The organism is Flexivirga meconopsidis, assembly GCF_026162425.1.
Lineage (GTDB): Bacteria > Actinomycetota > Actinomycetes > Actinomycetales > Dermatophilaceae > Flexivirga > Flexivirga meconopsidis.
Genome location: NZ_JAOBQJ010000004.1, coordinates 602445 through 617987, shown reverse-complemented (window position 1 = coordinate 617987; position 15543 = coordinate 602445). Strand labels below are relative to the sequence as shown.

The 15543-nt window shown below is 70.4% G+C and carries 15 protein-coding genes and 1 rRNA gene; 12 read left to right on the top strand and 4 right to left on the bottom strand.

Annotation, left to right across the window (positions count from 1 at the left end):
* Positions 1-139 precede the first annotated feature (139 nt).
* The 12 genes from rrf to N2M23_RS16410 all read left to right on the top strand — a co-directional run bounded on the left by rrf (position 140) and on the right by N2M23_RS16410 (position 12074).
* Positions 140-257, top strand: a 5S ribosomal RNA gene (gene rrf / locus N2M23_RS16465).
* A gap of 124 nt (positions 258-381) precedes the next feature.
* Positions 382-1998, top strand: a complete 1617-nt coding sequence (locus tag N2M23_RS16460) for a hypothetical protein (RefSeq protein WP_265446961.1) — start codon at positions 382-384, stop codon at positions 1996-1998.
* Positions 1999-2161: 163 nt separating this feature from the next.
* Positions 2162-2539 carry a single-stranded DNA-binding protein gene (locus N2M23_RS16455; RefSeq protein WP_265446959.1) on the top strand — a complete coding sequence of 126 codons (378 nt, stop codon included), beginning with the start codon at positions 2162-2164 and terminating at the stop codon, positions 2537-2539.
* Positions 2540-2599: 60 nt separating this feature from the next.
* Positions 2600-3754 carry an HAD-IIA family hydrolase gene (locus N2M23_RS16450; protein WP_265446958.1) on the top strand — a complete coding sequence of 385 codons (1155 nt, stop codon included), beginning with the start codon at positions 2600-2602 and terminating at the stop codon, positions 3752-3754.
* A gap of 95 nt (positions 3755-3849) precedes the next feature.
* Positions 3850-4503 (top strand): hypothetical protein, encoded by a 654-nt coding sequence (locus N2M23_RS16445; protein ID WP_265446957.1) that lies wholly within the window; start codon positions 3850-3852, stop codon positions 4501-4503.
* A 163-nt stretch (positions 4504-4666) separates the two neighbouring features.
* Positions 4667-5065: a hypothetical protein gene (locus N2M23_RS16440; protein WP_265446956.1), complete on the top strand. Its 399-nt coding sequence runs from the start codon at positions 4667-4669 to the stop codon at positions 5063-5065.
* Positions 5066-5067: 2 nt separating this feature from the next.
* Positions 5068-5871 (top strand): TlyA family RNA methyltransferase, encoded by an 804-nt coding sequence (locus tag N2M23_RS16435; protein ID WP_265446955.1) that lies wholly within the window; start codon positions 5068-5070, stop codon positions 5869-5871.
* The gene (locus N2M23_RS16430; RefSeq protein WP_265446954.1) at positions 5868-6779 is read left to right on the top strand and encodes an NAD kinase; all 912 of its coding nucleotides are present in this window, start codon (positions 5868-5870) and stop codon (positions 6777-6779) included. The genes N2M23_RS16435 and N2M23_RS16430 overlap by 4 nt, the downstream gene beginning before the upstream one ends.
* Before the next feature lie 38 nt (positions 6780-6817).
* The gene (recN, locus tag N2M23_RS16425; RefSeq protein WP_265446952.1) at positions 6818-8515 is read left to right on the top strand and encodes a DNA repair protein RecN; all 1698 of its coding nucleotides are present in this window, start codon (positions 6818-6820) and stop codon (positions 8513-8515) included.
* 48 nt (positions 8516-8563) lie between these two features.
* Entirely contained in the window at positions 8564-10249 is a 1686-nt protein-coding gene (locus tag N2M23_RS16420) for a CTP synthase (RefSeq protein ID WP_265446951.1), read from the top strand.
* Complete coding sequence (locus N2M23_RS16415) at positions 10246-10914, top strand: NUDIX domain-containing protein (RefSeq protein WP_265446949.1); 669 nt, start codon at positions 10246-10248, stop codon at positions 10912-10914. Before N2M23_RS16420 ends, N2M23_RS16415 begins: the two co-directional genes overlap by 4 nt.
* Positions 10887-12074 (top strand): aminotransferase class I/II-fold pyridoxal phosphate-dependent enzyme, encoded by a 1188-nt coding sequence (locus N2M23_RS16410; protein ID WP_265446947.1) that lies wholly within the window; start codon positions 10887-10889, stop codon positions 12072-12074. The genes N2M23_RS16415 and N2M23_RS16410 overlap by 28 nt, the downstream gene beginning before the upstream one ends.
* 16 nt (positions 12075-12090) lie before the next feature.
* Here the strand turns inward: N2M23_RS16410 and N2M23_RS16405 are convergent, their stop codons facing one another.
* The 4 genes from N2M23_RS16405 to N2M23_RS16390 are packed head-to-tail and all read right to left on the bottom strand — an operon-like array spanning position 12091 to position 15527.
* A complete protein-coding gene (locus N2M23_RS16405) occupies positions 12091-12948 on the bottom strand; it encodes a phosphotransferase (protein WP_265446945.1) in 858 nt (285 codons plus the stop codon).
* Positions 12935-13882: an aldo/keto reductase gene (locus N2M23_RS16400; RefSeq protein ID WP_265446943.1), complete on the bottom strand. Its 948-nt coding sequence runs from the start codon at positions 13880-13882 to the stop codon at positions 12935-12937. Before N2M23_RS16400 ends, N2M23_RS16405 begins: the two co-directional genes overlap by 14 nt.
* Positions 13883-13903: 21 nt before the next feature.
* The gene (locus N2M23_RS16395) at positions 13904-14818 is read right to left on the bottom strand and encodes a transketolase family protein (protein ID WP_265446941.1); all 915 of its coding nucleotides are present in this window, start codon (positions 14816-14818) and stop codon (positions 13904-13906) included.
* A 1-nt stretch (position 14819) separates the two neighbouring features.
* Positions 14820-15527, bottom strand: coding sequence for a thiamine pyrophosphate-dependent enzyme (locus N2M23_RS16390; protein WP_265446939.1), 708 nt, complete (start codon positions 15525-15527; stop codon positions 14820-14822).
* Positions 15528-15543 lie beyond the last annotated feature (16 nt).

Here is a 15543-nt window from a genome sequence, read left to right as displayed (position 1 = left end):
GCAACGTTCGCGTCCACTATGCAATTCTGAAACAACACCCAACCACCCCCTTGTGGTGGGGGTTGGTGGTTCAACGAGTAACACGAATAATTGGATAGACGTGTACACGTTTGGAACCCGTGTGTGTGTTTCGCAGGGTTTCGGCGGTTATAGCGAAGTGGGAAACGCCCGGTCACATCCCGAACCCGGAAGCTAAGCCCTTCAGCGCCGATGGTACTGCACTCGGTAGGGTGTGGGAGAGTAGGACACCGCCGAACAAACATTGAAGGCAAGGAGCCGGACTTGGGTGCTCACCCGAGCCCGGCTCCTTGTTTTTTGTAAACTTGATCGTTCCGTCCGCGTGTGGCGGCCCCAGTTCCATAGCGAAGGTTGGTTCTCATCGTGACCGACGACAACTCCGGTAAGAGTTCGGACGACGGCCGCCAGGAGCGGCGCGCCGGACGGTGGTCGCGCGCCGCCGGTGGTGGTTCAGGGCAGCAGCGTCCGGCGACCGGGCCGGACCCGGCGTCGTCGGAAGACCGAGCGCCTCGCGACGATCGTGACGACCGTGAGCAACGACGTGATGGACGGGCGGGGCGTTCGTCATACGGCTCGTCGGACAGGGGCGGCCGACCGCCGCGCGGCAGCTCCAGCCGGACGGGGGATGACCGGCCCCGTCGTGATGGCCGTGGTGACGACCGCCGTGGCGGCCGGCCGACTGACCGGGATCGTCGCGAAGAGGGCCGCGGCGGACGCGGTTACGAGCGCGGGGAGCGGCGCGGCTTGAGGTCCTTCGAGACGGGTCGGGGGCGTCCGGACGGCAACGGGCGAGGTCGCCCGCCGCGCAGTTTCGACCGCCGCGACGATCGCGGCTCGCGCGCCGGTGGCCAGCGGGAAGACCGTGCTGGTGGTCCTCGCCGTGGCGGCGGCCGACGCGGGGATGATGCGCGGTTCGGGTCCGACCGTCCGCGCTACAACTCCGATCGGCAACGGAGCGACCGCGACGAGCCGCAGCGCGACGAGAACAGGTCCCGTGCCGAACGCGGCCCGCGCAGCTGGGACCGCAGCTCGCCCTCACAGAAGTCGGCTCGGGACACCCGCTTCGCACCGGTTCTGCCGGAGGACATCACCGGTCGCGAGCTCGACCGATCGGTATGGCGTGAGCTGCGCACCCTGACCAAGGAGAACGCCGAGGGCGTGGCGAAACACCTGGTCGCCGCCGCCACCCTGCTCGAGGAGGACCCGGACCTGGCGCTGGCGCACGCAGAGCATGCCGCGCGTCGTGCCGGCCGCGTCGCCGCGGTGCGCGAGGCCCTCGGCCTGGTGCACTACCGGCGGAGTGAATTCAACGACGCCATACGCGAATTCCGCACTGCCAAAAGGCTTTCCGGCTCCAATCACCTCTTGCCTTATCTCGTGGACTCCGAGCGCGGTCTCGGGCGTTACGAGCGAGCCCTGGATCTTGCGAGCTCTGACGAGGCCCGCAATCTCGGCGAGGCCGACAACATTGAACTCGCGATCGTGGTGTCCGGAGTCCGGCGTGATCTCGGACAGCCCGAGGCCGCGCAGATGGTGCTGCGCATCCCGGCGCTGGAACGCGGCACGAATCAGCCTTGGGCGGGTCGCCTCTTCTACGCGTATGCCGAGGCGCTGCTCGCCGGTGGCGACTCTGAGGGCGCCCGGGAATGGTTTGCGAAGGCACTCGACGCGGACCCGTCCGGTGAGACCGACGCCGCGGACCGGCTCGACCTGCTCGACGGTGTGGTGCTGACCGACCTGCTCGACGGCCAGGACGACGACGAAGGCGACCCCGTACGCGACGATGAGGGTCACGACGACGACAGGGCCGAAGCCGTCGATGGAGAGGTCGAGGTTGCGAGCGAAGCCGGCGGCGACGTGGCCGCGGATGCGGGCCCGCACGGTGGCGGCGACGGCTCGCGCGGTCCGGACGACCCTGGTGACGACACGGACGCCGACACGGGCCCGGCCCTGGGGGAGCGGCCGGACGAGGGTCGCTGACGGCGCTCCGGCCGCCGGCGGTCACTTTCGTCTTCATCTCCCGTTTCATCCACATCCCCGATCACGCACCAGGGCGATCCACAGCAGGCTGCCCACTGGCTCGACCCGGGCACGGCGCCGCCGCACAGTGGAACGAACATCCGTTCGACCCACGGGAGGCGACATGCCCACCACACCCGCCGCGACGGTCCGCGAAGCCGTCGCTGACACGACCGCACGCAACGAGGTCCACCTCATCGGCAGGGTCAGTGCGCCGCCGGAGCAGCGCGTCATGCCGAGCGGGGACGAGCTGGCGGTCTTCCGGCTGGTCGTCGACCGGCCGGCAGCAGCACGGCACGGGCCGCGGTCTCCCACGATCGACACCGTCGACATCGTCTGCTGGTCGGCCGCCACTCGCCGGAAGGCGTCGCGCTGGGCCGGCGGCGAGCTGGTCGCGGTCGACGGAGCGCTGCTGCGGAGATTCTGGAAACCACCGGCCGGGGCGCGAGTCAGCCGCTACGAGGTCGAGGCCTTCGCGCTGCAGGTGCTCCGTCGTCCGTGAGCCGGCGCTTGCCGGGGCCCGCGCCAGGACGGTGACCAGGTCGGTCGGCAGAATGGCCCGGTGACCGCAACCGCATCGAGTCCTTCCACGCCCGGCCGGCCGCTCGCCGGTCGTTATCCCGCGCTCGTCTGTGACCTCGACGGCGTCGTCTACCGGGGCGCCTCGGCAGTGCCGCATGCGGTCGACGGGCTTGCTGCCGCCGTCGACGCGGGCAGTGGCGTGGTGTTCGCGACGAACAACGCGTCGCGAACACCGGCCGACGTCGCCGCGCAACTGCGTGCTCTCGGGGTGCGCCTGGATGACGAACAGGTGCTCACCTCATCGCTGGCAGGCGCCAGCTGGCTCGCCGAACGGTTGACGCCGGGTGACCACGTGCTGGTCGTCGGCGGCCGGGGCGTGCCCGAGGCGGTGCGCGCGGTCGGGCTGGAGCCCGTGACACCGGAGACGATGCGACAACAGCGCGCGGCGGGATCCGACGGCGCAGACACCGGCGGCGCAGACACCGGCGTGAACATCGAGGTGAAGGCGGTGCTGCAGGGGTACGGTCCGGCGGTCACTGCGGCCGACCTGGGCGAGGCTGCCTATGCGATCCAGGCGGGTGCCCGGTGGGTTGCGACCAACGACGACCTGACTCTGCCGACAGATCGGGGAGTGGCGCCGGGCAACGGTTCTCTCGTCCGGGCGGTGCGGCTCGCGGTCGAGGTGGATCCGGAGGTGGTGGGCAAGCCCGGGCCGCTGATGTACGAGCTCGCTGCGAAGGCGCTGGGACAGGACGCCGCCCACACCCTGGGCATCGGCGACCGGTTGGAGACGGACGTCGCCGGCGCGCACGCGGCCGGCATGGACGCGCTGCACGTGCTGACCGGCGTGCACGGTCCGGCCGACCTGGTGAGTGCACCGGCGACGCTGCGACCGCGCTACGTGGCTGCGGACCTGCGCGCCCTCAGCCTGCCCTACGACGAGCCGCGCGCGCTGGGCGACGGCGCCTGGGCGATCAGGGAGTGCACGGCAACCCTGGCCTTCGACGGGGCGAACCCGCGAGTTGCATTCAGCGGCACGCCCGACCAGGGCGCCGAGGCCGACGGAGCCGACGCCGAGAACGACGAGGGAGACATCGAGCGGCTCCGGCTCGCGCTGCGCGTGCTCTGGACGGCGATCGACGAGGGGCACATCACCGCCGAGCAAGCGGTGGCCGCGCTCCCCGGTCGCAGCTAGCCTGGGCGCACTCACGGCGCTGAGGCCGGAGCGCGACGGGTGCTGGACCCTCGCGCGTCGTCATGGCCGGTGCCGAACGGCGAAGGAGAAACCGCATGGCACTGGACAGCGTTCGTACCGCACTGCAGATCGTCACCGGTGCGGGCGAGATCACCCGCACCAAGGCGCTGGAAGCCGCGGGCACTCTGCTCGAGGTCCCTGGCGTTGGCCTGGCGACCACCCGGGCAGGTGTGATCGCCGGGCAGGTCAGTCAGCTCGCCGACGAGCTGATCGACGCGGCCGCGGCCAATCGGCAGATGGTGCATGATCTGGTCGCCCAGGAAGTGACCTCGCAACTGGACCGGATCGGCCTTGCCCGCAGCGCCGAACTCGACGCGGCCCGCGCGCAGATCGAGCACCTTCAGTCTGAGGTGACATCACTGCGTCAAGAACGCGCTGCCGCTGCGGCAGCCGCGGCGGCCGTGGCAACCATGCCGGCTCCGGCCAAGGAGGCCTCAGCCAAGGAGCCCTCAGCCAAGAAGGCACCGGCCAAGAAGGCTGGCAAGCGGTCGGCGACGAAGAAGGCAGCCACCAAGAAATCGACGATGGCAACTGCTGCGAGTAGGACAACCGCCAAGAAGGCACCGGCCAAGAAGGCAGCGGCGACCAAATCGGCCGCCAAGAAGGCAGCGGCGACCAAATCGGTCGCCAAGAAGACACCGGCCAGGAAGGCCGCGAAGAAGCAGACCGCGAAGAAGGCCGGGGCGTAGACGGCTTGCGCGAGTCGGCGTGACCCTCCGGGTGACCGGGGCGCTGCGCCGGCAGCACGCTCCCAGCTCGGAGTGCCCGGCCGGGCCGGGCGCGATCATGAAGCGAGCCCATTACGATCGCCGCAACGCAAGCGATCGTCACGCAAGGCATCAGGAGATTCGAGTGAGCGAGATCGACCAGCCCGACAACGCAGCGGGGGCAGCGCCCGTGCCCGGGCCGCCGGTCCCGCGACAGCCCGTCGCGAATGGGGTCGACGAAGCGAAGGTCGGTCCGGAACCGGTTGCCGCGCAAGAAGATTCGCCCAGGAGCAGGGACCGGTTCTCGGCCACTGGCGACTCGCAGGTCGACCAGGCACTGTCGGGGCTGCCCGACCCGGACGTGCTGCCTGCCTCCGACGGCCTGGCGAAGGTGCCCGGCGAGGGCGGCACTGACGGCGAGGATTCCGAGTCGAGCGACGGCGCCCGCGGGCCGGATCTGGCCGCGCACCTCGACGGCCAGATCGCCGACGTCACCGCGGTGCACCGCCGGCTGCAGCAGCGACTGTCCGACCTGTCCGGCTGACGATGCGCGCCGACGCCGCCCTCGTCGACCGCGGCCTGGCCCGCTCTCGGGCGGTCGCCCGTGCACTCATCGACGCGGGCCGGGTCAGTGCCGCAGGCCGCCCCGTTGCCAAGCCGTCGACCTCCGTCGACCCGCAGACCCTCGAACTCACCGGCGAACCCGAGCGGTGGGTGGGCCGCGCGGCATACAAGCTGGTGGCGGCGCTCGACGCCTTCCCGATCGAGGTCGGCGGCACCCGCTGCATCGACGTCGGGGCGTCGACCGGCGGCTTCACCCAGGTGCTGCTGCAGCACGGCGCGCGCGAGGTGCTCGCCCTGGACGTCGGCCACGGGCAGCTCGCCGCCGCGGTGCAGGAGGACGACCGGGTCACCGAGCTGTCCGGCACCAACGTGCGCGACGTGACCGCGGGAGACCTCGGGGGTCCGGCCGACATCGTGGTCGCCGACCTGAGCTTCATCTCGCTGCGGCTGGTACTGCCCACCCTGGCCGAGCTGACCGCCTCCGGAGGGGACCTGGTGACGCTGGTCAAGCCGCAGTTCGAGGTGGGCCGGGAGCGGCTGGCCCGCACCGGCGTGGTGCAGTCGCCGAACGAGCGGGCTCGAGTGCTGCGCGACGTCGTCGGCGCACTGCCCGGCACCGGGCTGCACGTGCACGGCCTGGTGACGAGCCCGATCGCAGGAGGCACGGGCAATGTCGAATACCTGCTGTGGGCCCGGCATACGACGCCAGGCAAGATGACAGACGTGCAGCTCGAGACCACCCTGGACCGGATGCTGACCGACGAGACCGCGGACCGGCGCGTATGACGCGGCGCGTCCTGCTCGTAGGTCACCCGGGGCGGCCGGAGGCGCTCGACGTCGCGGCCGAGCTGGTGCACGGGCTGACCAAGAACGGCATCGAGGTGACCGGCTCCATCGAGGAGCTGCGCGCCTTCGGGGTGCTCGGCGAACCCGGCGTGACCGGCGAGGACGCCCCGCGGCCGGATGGCTGCGAGCTCGCGGTCGTGCTCGGTGGCGACGGGACGATCCTGCGTGGCGCCGAGACCGTGCGAGACAGCGGCGTCCCGTTGCTCGGCATCAACCTCGGCCACGTCGGCTTCCTCGCCGAGGCCGAACGCGACGACATCGAGCACACCGTCGAGCACATCGTGCACCGCGACTGGACCGTCGAGGAACGCGAGACCCTCGAAGTCGAGGCGTCGCTCGACGGCGAATCCCTGTGGACCAACTGGGCGCTCAACGAGGCGTCGGTGGAGAAGGCGGCGCGCGAGCGCATGCTCGAGGTGACACTCGAGATCGATGGACGCCCGCTGTCCACCTGGGGTTGCGACGGGGTGGTGATGGCTACCCCCACCGGTTCCACGGCATACGCCTTCTCGGCCGGCGGCCCGATCATCTGGCCGGGTGTCGGCGCTATCGAGGTCGTGCCGATCTCTGCGCACGCGCTCTTCGCCCGCCCGCTCGTGCTGAGCCACGACGTGCACATCGCGATCGACCTGCAGCACAGCACCACCGACGCGCAGGCGGTGCTGTGGTGCGACGGCCGGCGGTCGTTCGACCTGCCGCGCGGTTCGCGGATCGAGGTACGACGCAGCGACCGCCCGGTGCGGCTGGCGCGGCTGGGCAAGGCGCCCTTCACCGACCGGCTGGTCGCCAAGTTCGACCTGTCGGTGTCCGGCTGGCGCGGCGGCGCCGACCGGCACCGTCGACGCTGACCGCAGCACTGTCCGCAGCCGCAGTTAGGCTGCCGCACGTGCTGCGTGAACTTCGCATCCAAGGGCTCGGCGTGATCGACGACGCCCTGCTCGAGCTGTCACCCGGCCTCAACGTCGTAACCGGCGAGACCGGAGCGGGCAAGACGATGGTGGTGCAGGGCCTCGGGCTGCTCTTCGGCGGGCGCGCCGACGCCGCAATGGTGCGCACCGGCAGCGACCGGGCCGCCGTCGAGGGCGTGCTCGAACTGCCCGGCCAGCACCCGGCTCGTGATCGTGCGGCCGAGGCCGGTGCGGACGCCGAGGACGACGACCTCATCCTGGCCCGCGTCGTCAGCGGCGCCGGCCGCTCCCGCGCGCACGTCGGCGGCCGCAGCGCACCGGTCGGGGTGCTCGGCGAACTCGGCGAGCTGCTGGTCGCGGTGCACGGCCAGTCCGACCAGTGGCGACTGCAACGACCCGAGCAACACCGGGTGATGCTCGACGACTTCGGCGGCAAGCCAGTCGCCACCGCGCTCACCGCCTACCGGGGGTTGTATGACGAGTGGACCGCCGCCCGCGCCGAGCTGGCGATGCTGACCGGCCGCGCCCGCGACCGGGCGCAGCGGCTCGACCTGCTCACCGCGGCGCTCGAGGACATCGAACGCATCGATCCCAAACCGGGGGAGGACGCCGAGCTCGCCGACGAGTCCGAGCGCCTCGTGCACGCCGACGGTCTGCGCGACGGCGCGCAGCTCGCGCACGCCGCGCTCGCCGGCGACGAGGACACCGACGACGCTCCCTACGCCGCCGACTTGGTCGCCCGGGCGCGGCAGGCGCTCGCCGGCCTGACCGACCACGACAGCGCGCTCGCCGACATCGACGCGCGGCTGCGCGAGCTCGGCATCCTCGTGGCCGACATCGGTGCGGATCTCTCGTCATACCTGGCGGATCTGGACGTCGACCCCGGCCGGCTCGAGCAGGTGCAGCAACGGCGCGCCGAGCTCACCGGTCTGCTGCGCAAGTACGGCGACAGCATCGACGACGTGCTGCAGTGGAGCAAGCAGGCTGCAGTGGAGGCCGCAGAGCTGGCCGGTTCGGATGATCGCATCGCTGCCCTTGAGGAGCAGGTCGGCCAGCTCGAACCGAAGCTGAAGGCCGCAGCCGGCAAGCTGAGCAAGGCGCGCGGCACCGCGGCGAAGAAGCTGGAGAAGGCAGTCGCCGACGAACTCGCCCACCTGGCAATGGGTTCGGCCAAACTCGTCGTGCAGGTGCGCACCGATGCCGACCGGCGGTCACCGACCGGGACCGACGACGTCGAGATCTTGCTCGCCGCCAACGCCGGAGCTGCTCCGCGCACCGTGGCCAAGGCGGCGTCGGGCGGTGAGCTGTCCCGGGTCATGCTGGCACTGGAGGTGGTCAGCTCCAGTGGGAGCGTCCCCACCTTCGTCTTCGACGAGGTCGACGCGGGCGTTGGCGGCTCGGCCGCGCTCGACATCGGTGCCCGGCTGGCTGCTCTCGCGCGCAGTGCCCAAGTCATCGTGGTCACCCACCTGGCGCAGGTGGCGGCATACGCCGATCGGCACCTGGTGGTGCACAAGGCAAGCGACGGCCACGTCACCGAGAGCGGCGTCGCGACCGTCGAGGGTGCGGATCGGCTGGCCGAACTCGCGCGGATGCTCGGCGGCGTCAGCGACAGCGCGGCCGCGCGCGAGCACGCCCAGGAGCTGCTCGACCAGGCGACACGGACGCGGAAGTGATCAGGGCGCAGCGCATTCGACGCGCGCCGTGACGTAGACTGAGAGCCCGTGGTGGAGCAGACGAAACAAATCTTCGTGACCGGAGGCGTTGCCTCTTCGCTCGGCAAGGGCCTCACGGCTTCCAGCCTCGGACAGTTGCTCCGCGCACGTGGTGTGCGCGTGACGATGCAGAAGCTCGACCCCTACCTCAACGTCGACCCCGGCACGATGAACCCGTTCCAGCACGGTGAGGTCTTCGTCACCGAGGACGGCGCCGAAACCGACCTGGACATCGGACATTACGAGCGCTTCCTCGACGTCAACCTGCGCGGCGACGCCAACGTGACGACGGGGAAGGTCTACAGCCGGGTGATCGCCAAGGAGCGTCGCGGCGAATATCTCGGCGACACCGTGCAGGTCATCCCGCACATCACCAACGAGATCAAGGAACAGATGCGGGCGCAGGCGGCGCCCGACGTCGACGTCATCATCACCGAGATCGGCGGCACCGTCGGCGACATCGAGTCGCTGCCTTTCCTGGAGGCCGCCCGGCAGGTGCGCCAGGACGTCGGCCGGGACAACGTCTTCTTCCTGCACGTCTCTCTCGTGCCCTACCTCGCCCCGAGTGGCGAACTCAAGACCAAGCCCACCCAGCACTCCGTCGCCGCCCTGCGCCAGGTCGGCATTCAGCCCGATTCCCTTGTGCTGCGGGCGGATCGGGAGATCCCCGAGCCGATCAAGCGGAAGATCTCGCTGATGTGCGACGTCGACACCGAGGCCTGCGCCGCCGCGGTGGACGCGCCGAGCATCTACGACATCCCGAAGGTGCTGCACGCCGAGGGCCTCGACGCCTACGTCGTACGCCGGCTCGGCCTGCCGTTCCGCGACGTCGACTGGCACGCCTGGGACCAGCTGCTGCAACGGGTGCACGAGCCCGAGCACGAGGTCGAGGTGGCTCTCGTCGGCAAGTACATCGACCTGCCCGACGCCTACCTCTCGGTCACCGAGGCGCTGCGCGCCGGAGGCTTCCACAATGACGCGAAGGTCAAGATCCGCTGGGTGAAGAGCGACGACTGCATCACGCCGGCCGGCGCCCAGAAGTCATTGGCCGGTGTCGACGCCGTGCTGGTGCCCGGCGGTTTCGGGGTGCGCGGCATCGAGGGCAAGCTCGGCGCGCTGCGGTGGGCGCGGGAGCGTCAGGTGCCGACACTCGGCATCTGCCTCGGCCTGCAGTGCATGGTGATCGAGTACGCGCGCGATGTCGCCGGCATCGAGGGCGCGTCGTCGACCGAGTTCGACCCGGAGACCCCGGCGCCGGTGGTGGCGACCATGGAGGAGCAGAAGGCGTTCGTCGAGGGCGCGGGTGACCTGGGCGGCACCATGCGCCTGGGCGCATACCCGGCGGAGCTGACTGCCGACTCGGTGATCGCCAACGCGTATGGCGCCACGAGCGTCTCCGAGCGGCACCGGCACCGCTACGAGGTGAACAACGCCTACCGCGGTGAGCTCGAGGAAGCCGGGCTGGTTTTCAGCGGGCTTTCGCCCGATGGGCAACTGGTTGAATTCGTCGAGCTGCCCGCAGACGTGCACCCGTATTACGTTGCGACACAAGCACATCCGGAGTTCCTGTCGCGTCCGGGGCGGGCGCACCCGCTCTTCGCCGGACTTATCGGCGCGGCCATCGATCAGCAGCGCGCGTCGCGCCTGGTCGAGGTCGAGAAGCCGCGCTCGGGTGACTCGGTGCTGACGCAGTGACCGGACACGGCGACCACCCGAGGCTCCCGGACGACTTCCGCGACCGGCTCGACCCGCAGCCGGTGGTCTCGTCCACCGTGGGCTACCGCGGGCGGGTGTGGGACGTCGTCACCGACGAGGTCGACCTCGGTCCCGAGGGCGGCCACGTCACGCGCGACTACGTGCGCCATACCGGAGCGGTGGCAGTGCTCGCGGTGCGTGGCGACTCCGGCGCCGAGGAGGTGCTGCTGATCCAGCAGTATCGCCACCCGGTCGGCACCTTCGACTGGGAGATCCCGGCCGGGCTGCTCGACATTGCGGGGGAGGACCCGCGGGACGCCGCAGCGCGCGAACTCCGTGAGGAGGCCGACCTCGACGCCACCCGGTGGGACGTGCTGCTGGACCTGTTCACCTCGCCCGGTGCCGTGTCGGAGAACCTGCGGGTGTTCCTCGCCCGCGACGTGCACCCGGCGATCGCCGAGGGCTTCGTGCGCGAGGGCGAGGAGGCTGGGATGCCCACCGGTTGGGTCGCGCTCGACACGGCCGTCGAGGCGGCACTCACCGGGCGCATGCACAACGGCATCGCGGTGGCGTCCGTCCTCGCGGGTTCGGTTGCGCGACAGAAGGATTGGGCCACTCTCCGTCCAGCGAATGCACCGTGGCCGGAACACCCGGCATACCGATGAACGGCACGCCGTCGGCGCGCAGCGAGGTGCCGCCGTTCCACGTGATGGAGGTGCTGCGGGCGGCGCAGGAGCGCCAGCGCACCCACGGCGACATGATCCTGCTCTGCGTCGGCCAGCCGTCCACGCCAGCACCGCGGCCCGTGCTCGACGCAGTGCACACCGCGATCGAGAGCGAGCAACTCGGCTACACGCAGGGTGACGGCATCCCGGCGCTCCGGGAGGCGATCGCCGCCCACTACGCACGGACGTATGACGTCACCGTCGCGCCGGAGGACGTGCTGATCAGCACCGGGTCGTCGGGCGGCTTCAGCACCGTGCTGCTGGCCGCGTTCGACGCCGGCGATCGCGTCGCGATGGCGAGGCCGGGCTATCCGGCATACCGAAACACGTTGCGGGCGCTTGGTTTACAGCCAGTCGAAATCGACTGCGGGCCGCAGACCCGCTATCAGCCGACGGTCGGGCAGCTCGACGCGCTCCATGCGGCGCAGCCGCTGCAGGGGCTGATCGTGGCCAGCCCGGCCAACCCGACCGGCACGATCATCGACCCCGAGCAGTTGGCTGCGATCTCGCAGTGGTGCGCGGCGCATGAGGTGCTGTTGCTGTCCGACGAGATCTATCACGGCATCTCCTACGGCCGCGCCACGCACACCGCGTGGGAGTTCGGTCGTGAGTCGGTGGTGCTCGGCTCGGTGAGTAAGTTCTGGTCGATGACCGGCTGGCGGCTCGGCTGGAACCTGCTGCCGCAGTGGCTGCACCGGCCGGTCGACGTGCTGCAGAGCAACCTGGCGATCTGCGCACCGGCTGTCTCGCAATACGGTGCGGTTGCTGCGTTTTCGCCAGAGTCGACAGCGGAGCTGCAGCGACACGTCGAGCGCTACGCCAGCTGCCGGGAGTTGCTGCTGCGGCGCCTGCCGGAGCTCGGCATCGACGCCTTCGCGCCGCCGGACGGGGCGTTCTACGCCTACTGCGACGTCTCACATCTCACCGACGACTCGATCGCCTGGTGCCAGGAGGTGCTCGACCGCACCGGTGTGGCGATCGCGCCCGGTGTCGACTTCGACCCAGAGCACGGCAACCGCTTCGTGCGGTTCAGCTTCTGCGTCGAGCCGGCGCAGCTGGACGAGGCGCTCGACCGGCTGGTTGCGATGCTGCGGGACTGAGAGTCCAGCCGATCCTCTAGGCGATGTCGAGCGCCTGGCCGATCATCCGGTGCCCCTGCGCTTCGAAGTCCTCGTCACCGACCTGATAGGCCCACACCGCAGAGCCGACGGCTTCGTGCAGCAGCATTCGGCGCCAGGCGTCCGGCTCCCGCGGGTCCACGCCGTATCCCTCGAAGAAGGCCTGCTCCAGCGCCGGGCTCCGCTCGACGTCTTGTCTTGCGAGGCGTGCGAAATCGGTTGCTGCCGGCCGGAGTTCGGCACGACCGAAGTCGATGATGCGCACCTGGCCACCGTCCACGAGCCAGTTGCGTGGCTGCCAGTCGCCGTGGGTCGGCACCACCGGTGCCGGTCCGGTCGGCCAGTCGCGCATGGCATCGCGTAGGCGCTCGACCGTCTCGGGCGCAATCCGGTGATCGGCGTCGAGCCAGTGGACCATCCGGTCGTGCGCGGTCGCCAGGTAGTCGTCGTCGATGCCCTGATGCTGGCCGTGGAACTGCGCGAGGAGCCGACCGGCCTGGCGGTAGCACTCCGGATCGTCCTGTGCGGGGCTGTCGAGCACCAGTCGGCCGGGCAGGTGAGCGGTGACCAGCAGTTTGGCCGCCGCGTCGGCGTGGACGAGCTTCGGCGCGTGGCCGGTCACGGCCCAGATCGGCACCCACTCACGGTGTGCGTGGATCTCGCGGGCGATGTGCTTCTCCGCCTCGCCGCCGGCCTTGACGATGAATCGCCGTCCGGACTGGGCGATTTCGAGCACAACACGGTCGTCCAGACCCCAGGTGTGGTCGGCGACGACGGCATATCCCGGCAGCCAGGCGTCGAGCAGCTCCCGTTGTCGCGTGGTCAGCGACGGCGTCGGCCGCTCAGCCGGCGGCATCGAGCGCGCTCAGCTGCTCGGTGGTGATCGGAAGTTCTGCGGCGGCCAGCGCCTGGTCGAGTTGCTCGAGCGAACTCACCCCGACGATCGGCCGCACCGGCGGGTCGCTTCGCAGCAGCCAGGCGAGCACGGTCTGCCCGGCGGTCGCGTCGAGGGCGCCGGCCACGTCGTGCAGCGCGGCCAGCCGTGCGTCACTGCCCGGGTGCCGATACGCCTCCGGGAACGGCCGGTCCGATCGGTCGTAGCTGCCCTGGATGAGCGGCGAATACGCCCACAGCTCAAGGCCATTGGAGGTCACATAATCCATCGTCTCGTCGGTCGCGAAGCCGAAGCGGTGGTCCTTTCCCGGCACGGCGATGTCCGGTCGCGGCCGGAGGTATGACGTGGTCAGTTGCAGCAGGCTGAAGGGCTCCAGGCCCTGCGCGGCGGCGAGTGCGCGAGCCCGCTCCACCCGCCAGGTGGGGTGATTGGAGATGCCGAGCCGGCGCACGACCCCCGATTGCACGGTCCGCCCGAAGGCTTCGACGGTCTCCTCCAGCGCAGTCGCACGGTCCTCGCCGTGCGCCCAGTAGATGTCGATCGTCTCGACGCCGAGCCGCTCCCGGCTGCGCTCGACCTCACGGGCGATGACCGGCGCGGACAGGCCCTCGACGATGTCGAATTTGCCCGGAGTGACCGGCTCCTGACCCACCTTGGTGGCGATCGTCAGCTCATCGCGCAGGCCGGGGTTGGCCGCCAGCCACCGGCCGATGACCGCTTCGGACTGGCCGCCGGCGCCGGTGTCGGAGGCCCAGAACGCATAGCAGTTGGCAGTGTCGATGGTTCGCCCTCCGCGCTCGACGAACCGGTCGAGAAGGGCGAACGAGTCCTTCTCGTCGGAGCGGGTGCCGAAGTACATGGCGCCGAGCACGAGGTCTGCTGTGGAGATCGTCACCCGCCGATCGTAGTGCGGCGCTCAGAGGAACCGCCCGATGCTGCGCCGCAGGGACGACGCGTCCAGGCCGTGCGCGGCTCGGTGTTCGTCCGGCGTGCCGTAGCGACGCAGCTCGTGCTCCCGGTCGGTGCCGAGGGCCAGCAGGCGATGGGGTCGGTCGACCAGCGCCTCGCTGACCGAGCGCGCCGAGGTGCCGGCGAGGTATGGCTCCACAAGTACGACGGCGGGCGTCGAGCCCTCGACGGCTGCGCGCAGACCCACCCGATCGAACGGCCGGATCGTGCTCGCGTAGAGGACCGTGAGGTCCAGCCCAGCGGTGGCGTCCAGGACATCGCCCAGGGTCGGCCCGACGGCGATCACCACCCCACGAGCACCCTGGCGCAGAGCGGTGAACCGCGTTGACGACTCCGGGATTTCGACGCCGTGCTGATGCTCCTCGACCCGCAGGTAGTGCCGACCGCCGTCGGCAACCGCTCGGCGGAGCAGGATGTCGACCTCGCGGGCGGATCCGGGGATGTGGATCGACCAGCCGGGCAGCGTGTCGATCAGTGCCACGTCACCCGGTGACTGGTGGGTGCGACCGCCGGCCGCGATATCGAAGGAGCCGCCGGTCGACACCAGCACGCCCCCGACATCCTGGTGGCCGAAGTCGAGCTTGACCTGCTCGAACGGCCGCTCGACCAGGAACGACGCGAACGTGTGCACGATCGGTCGCAGCCCGGACAGCGCCAGCCCGGCGCCGACACTGACCAGGAGCTGTTCGCGGATGCCGACGTTGATGACGCGGTCGGGCGCCGCGGTGCGGGCGTCGCCGAAGAACTGCCCGGAGATCTCTGCGTAGACGAGTGCGACCTGTGGATGAGAGCGCACCAGGTCGGTCGCGGTGGCGCCGAAAGTCTCGCGCGTGGCGGCGAAAATAGTTGTGATTGTTGTCATCTCAGTACTTTTCCTCGACATCGGCGACGACTACCCGGGGGACTCCGGTGCGTCGATCGGTTAGCGCGGCGGCTACCGCGTCGTGGTCGCGGCCGTCCACCGTCCGGGTGTGCCAGCCTTGCGCGCGGAACCGCTCGGCGATGCGGCCGGGCACGGCATACGAGCTGGAGTGGTTGTCGATGACGACGACGGTCAGGCTGTCCAGGCCGGTGGCGGCTGCGAGCTCGAGCCCTTCGGCGTTGCTGCCCTCGTCGAGTTCGGCGTCCCCGACGAGTACAACGGTGCGCGCGGGTGAACCCTGCGCCCGCAGACCGAGCGCGACGCCGACGGCGAGCGGCAAGCCGTGGCCCAACGAGCCCGAGCCGATCTCGACACCCGGCACCAGGACACGGTCCGGGTGCTGGCCCAGCGGCGAGTCGAACGTCGCCCAGGTCGGCAGCCAGTCGGCCGGTATGAAGCCCTTCGCCACGAGCACGGCATAGTAGGCCATCGGGCCGTGCCCCTTGGAGAGCAGGAAACGGTCCCGGTCGGGGTCGGCGACCGTCTCGGGGGAGACGTCGAGCACCCGGTCGTAGAGCACCCAGATCACATCCAGTGTCGAGGTGGCCGCGGCCGAGTGCTTCTCGTCGCCGGTCATCAGCGACATCAGGCCGGCGAGATCGTCGTACCGGCCGGTGGGCGGGGGACCGGTGGTCAGCAACTGGTTCATAGGGTCCAGACTTGGG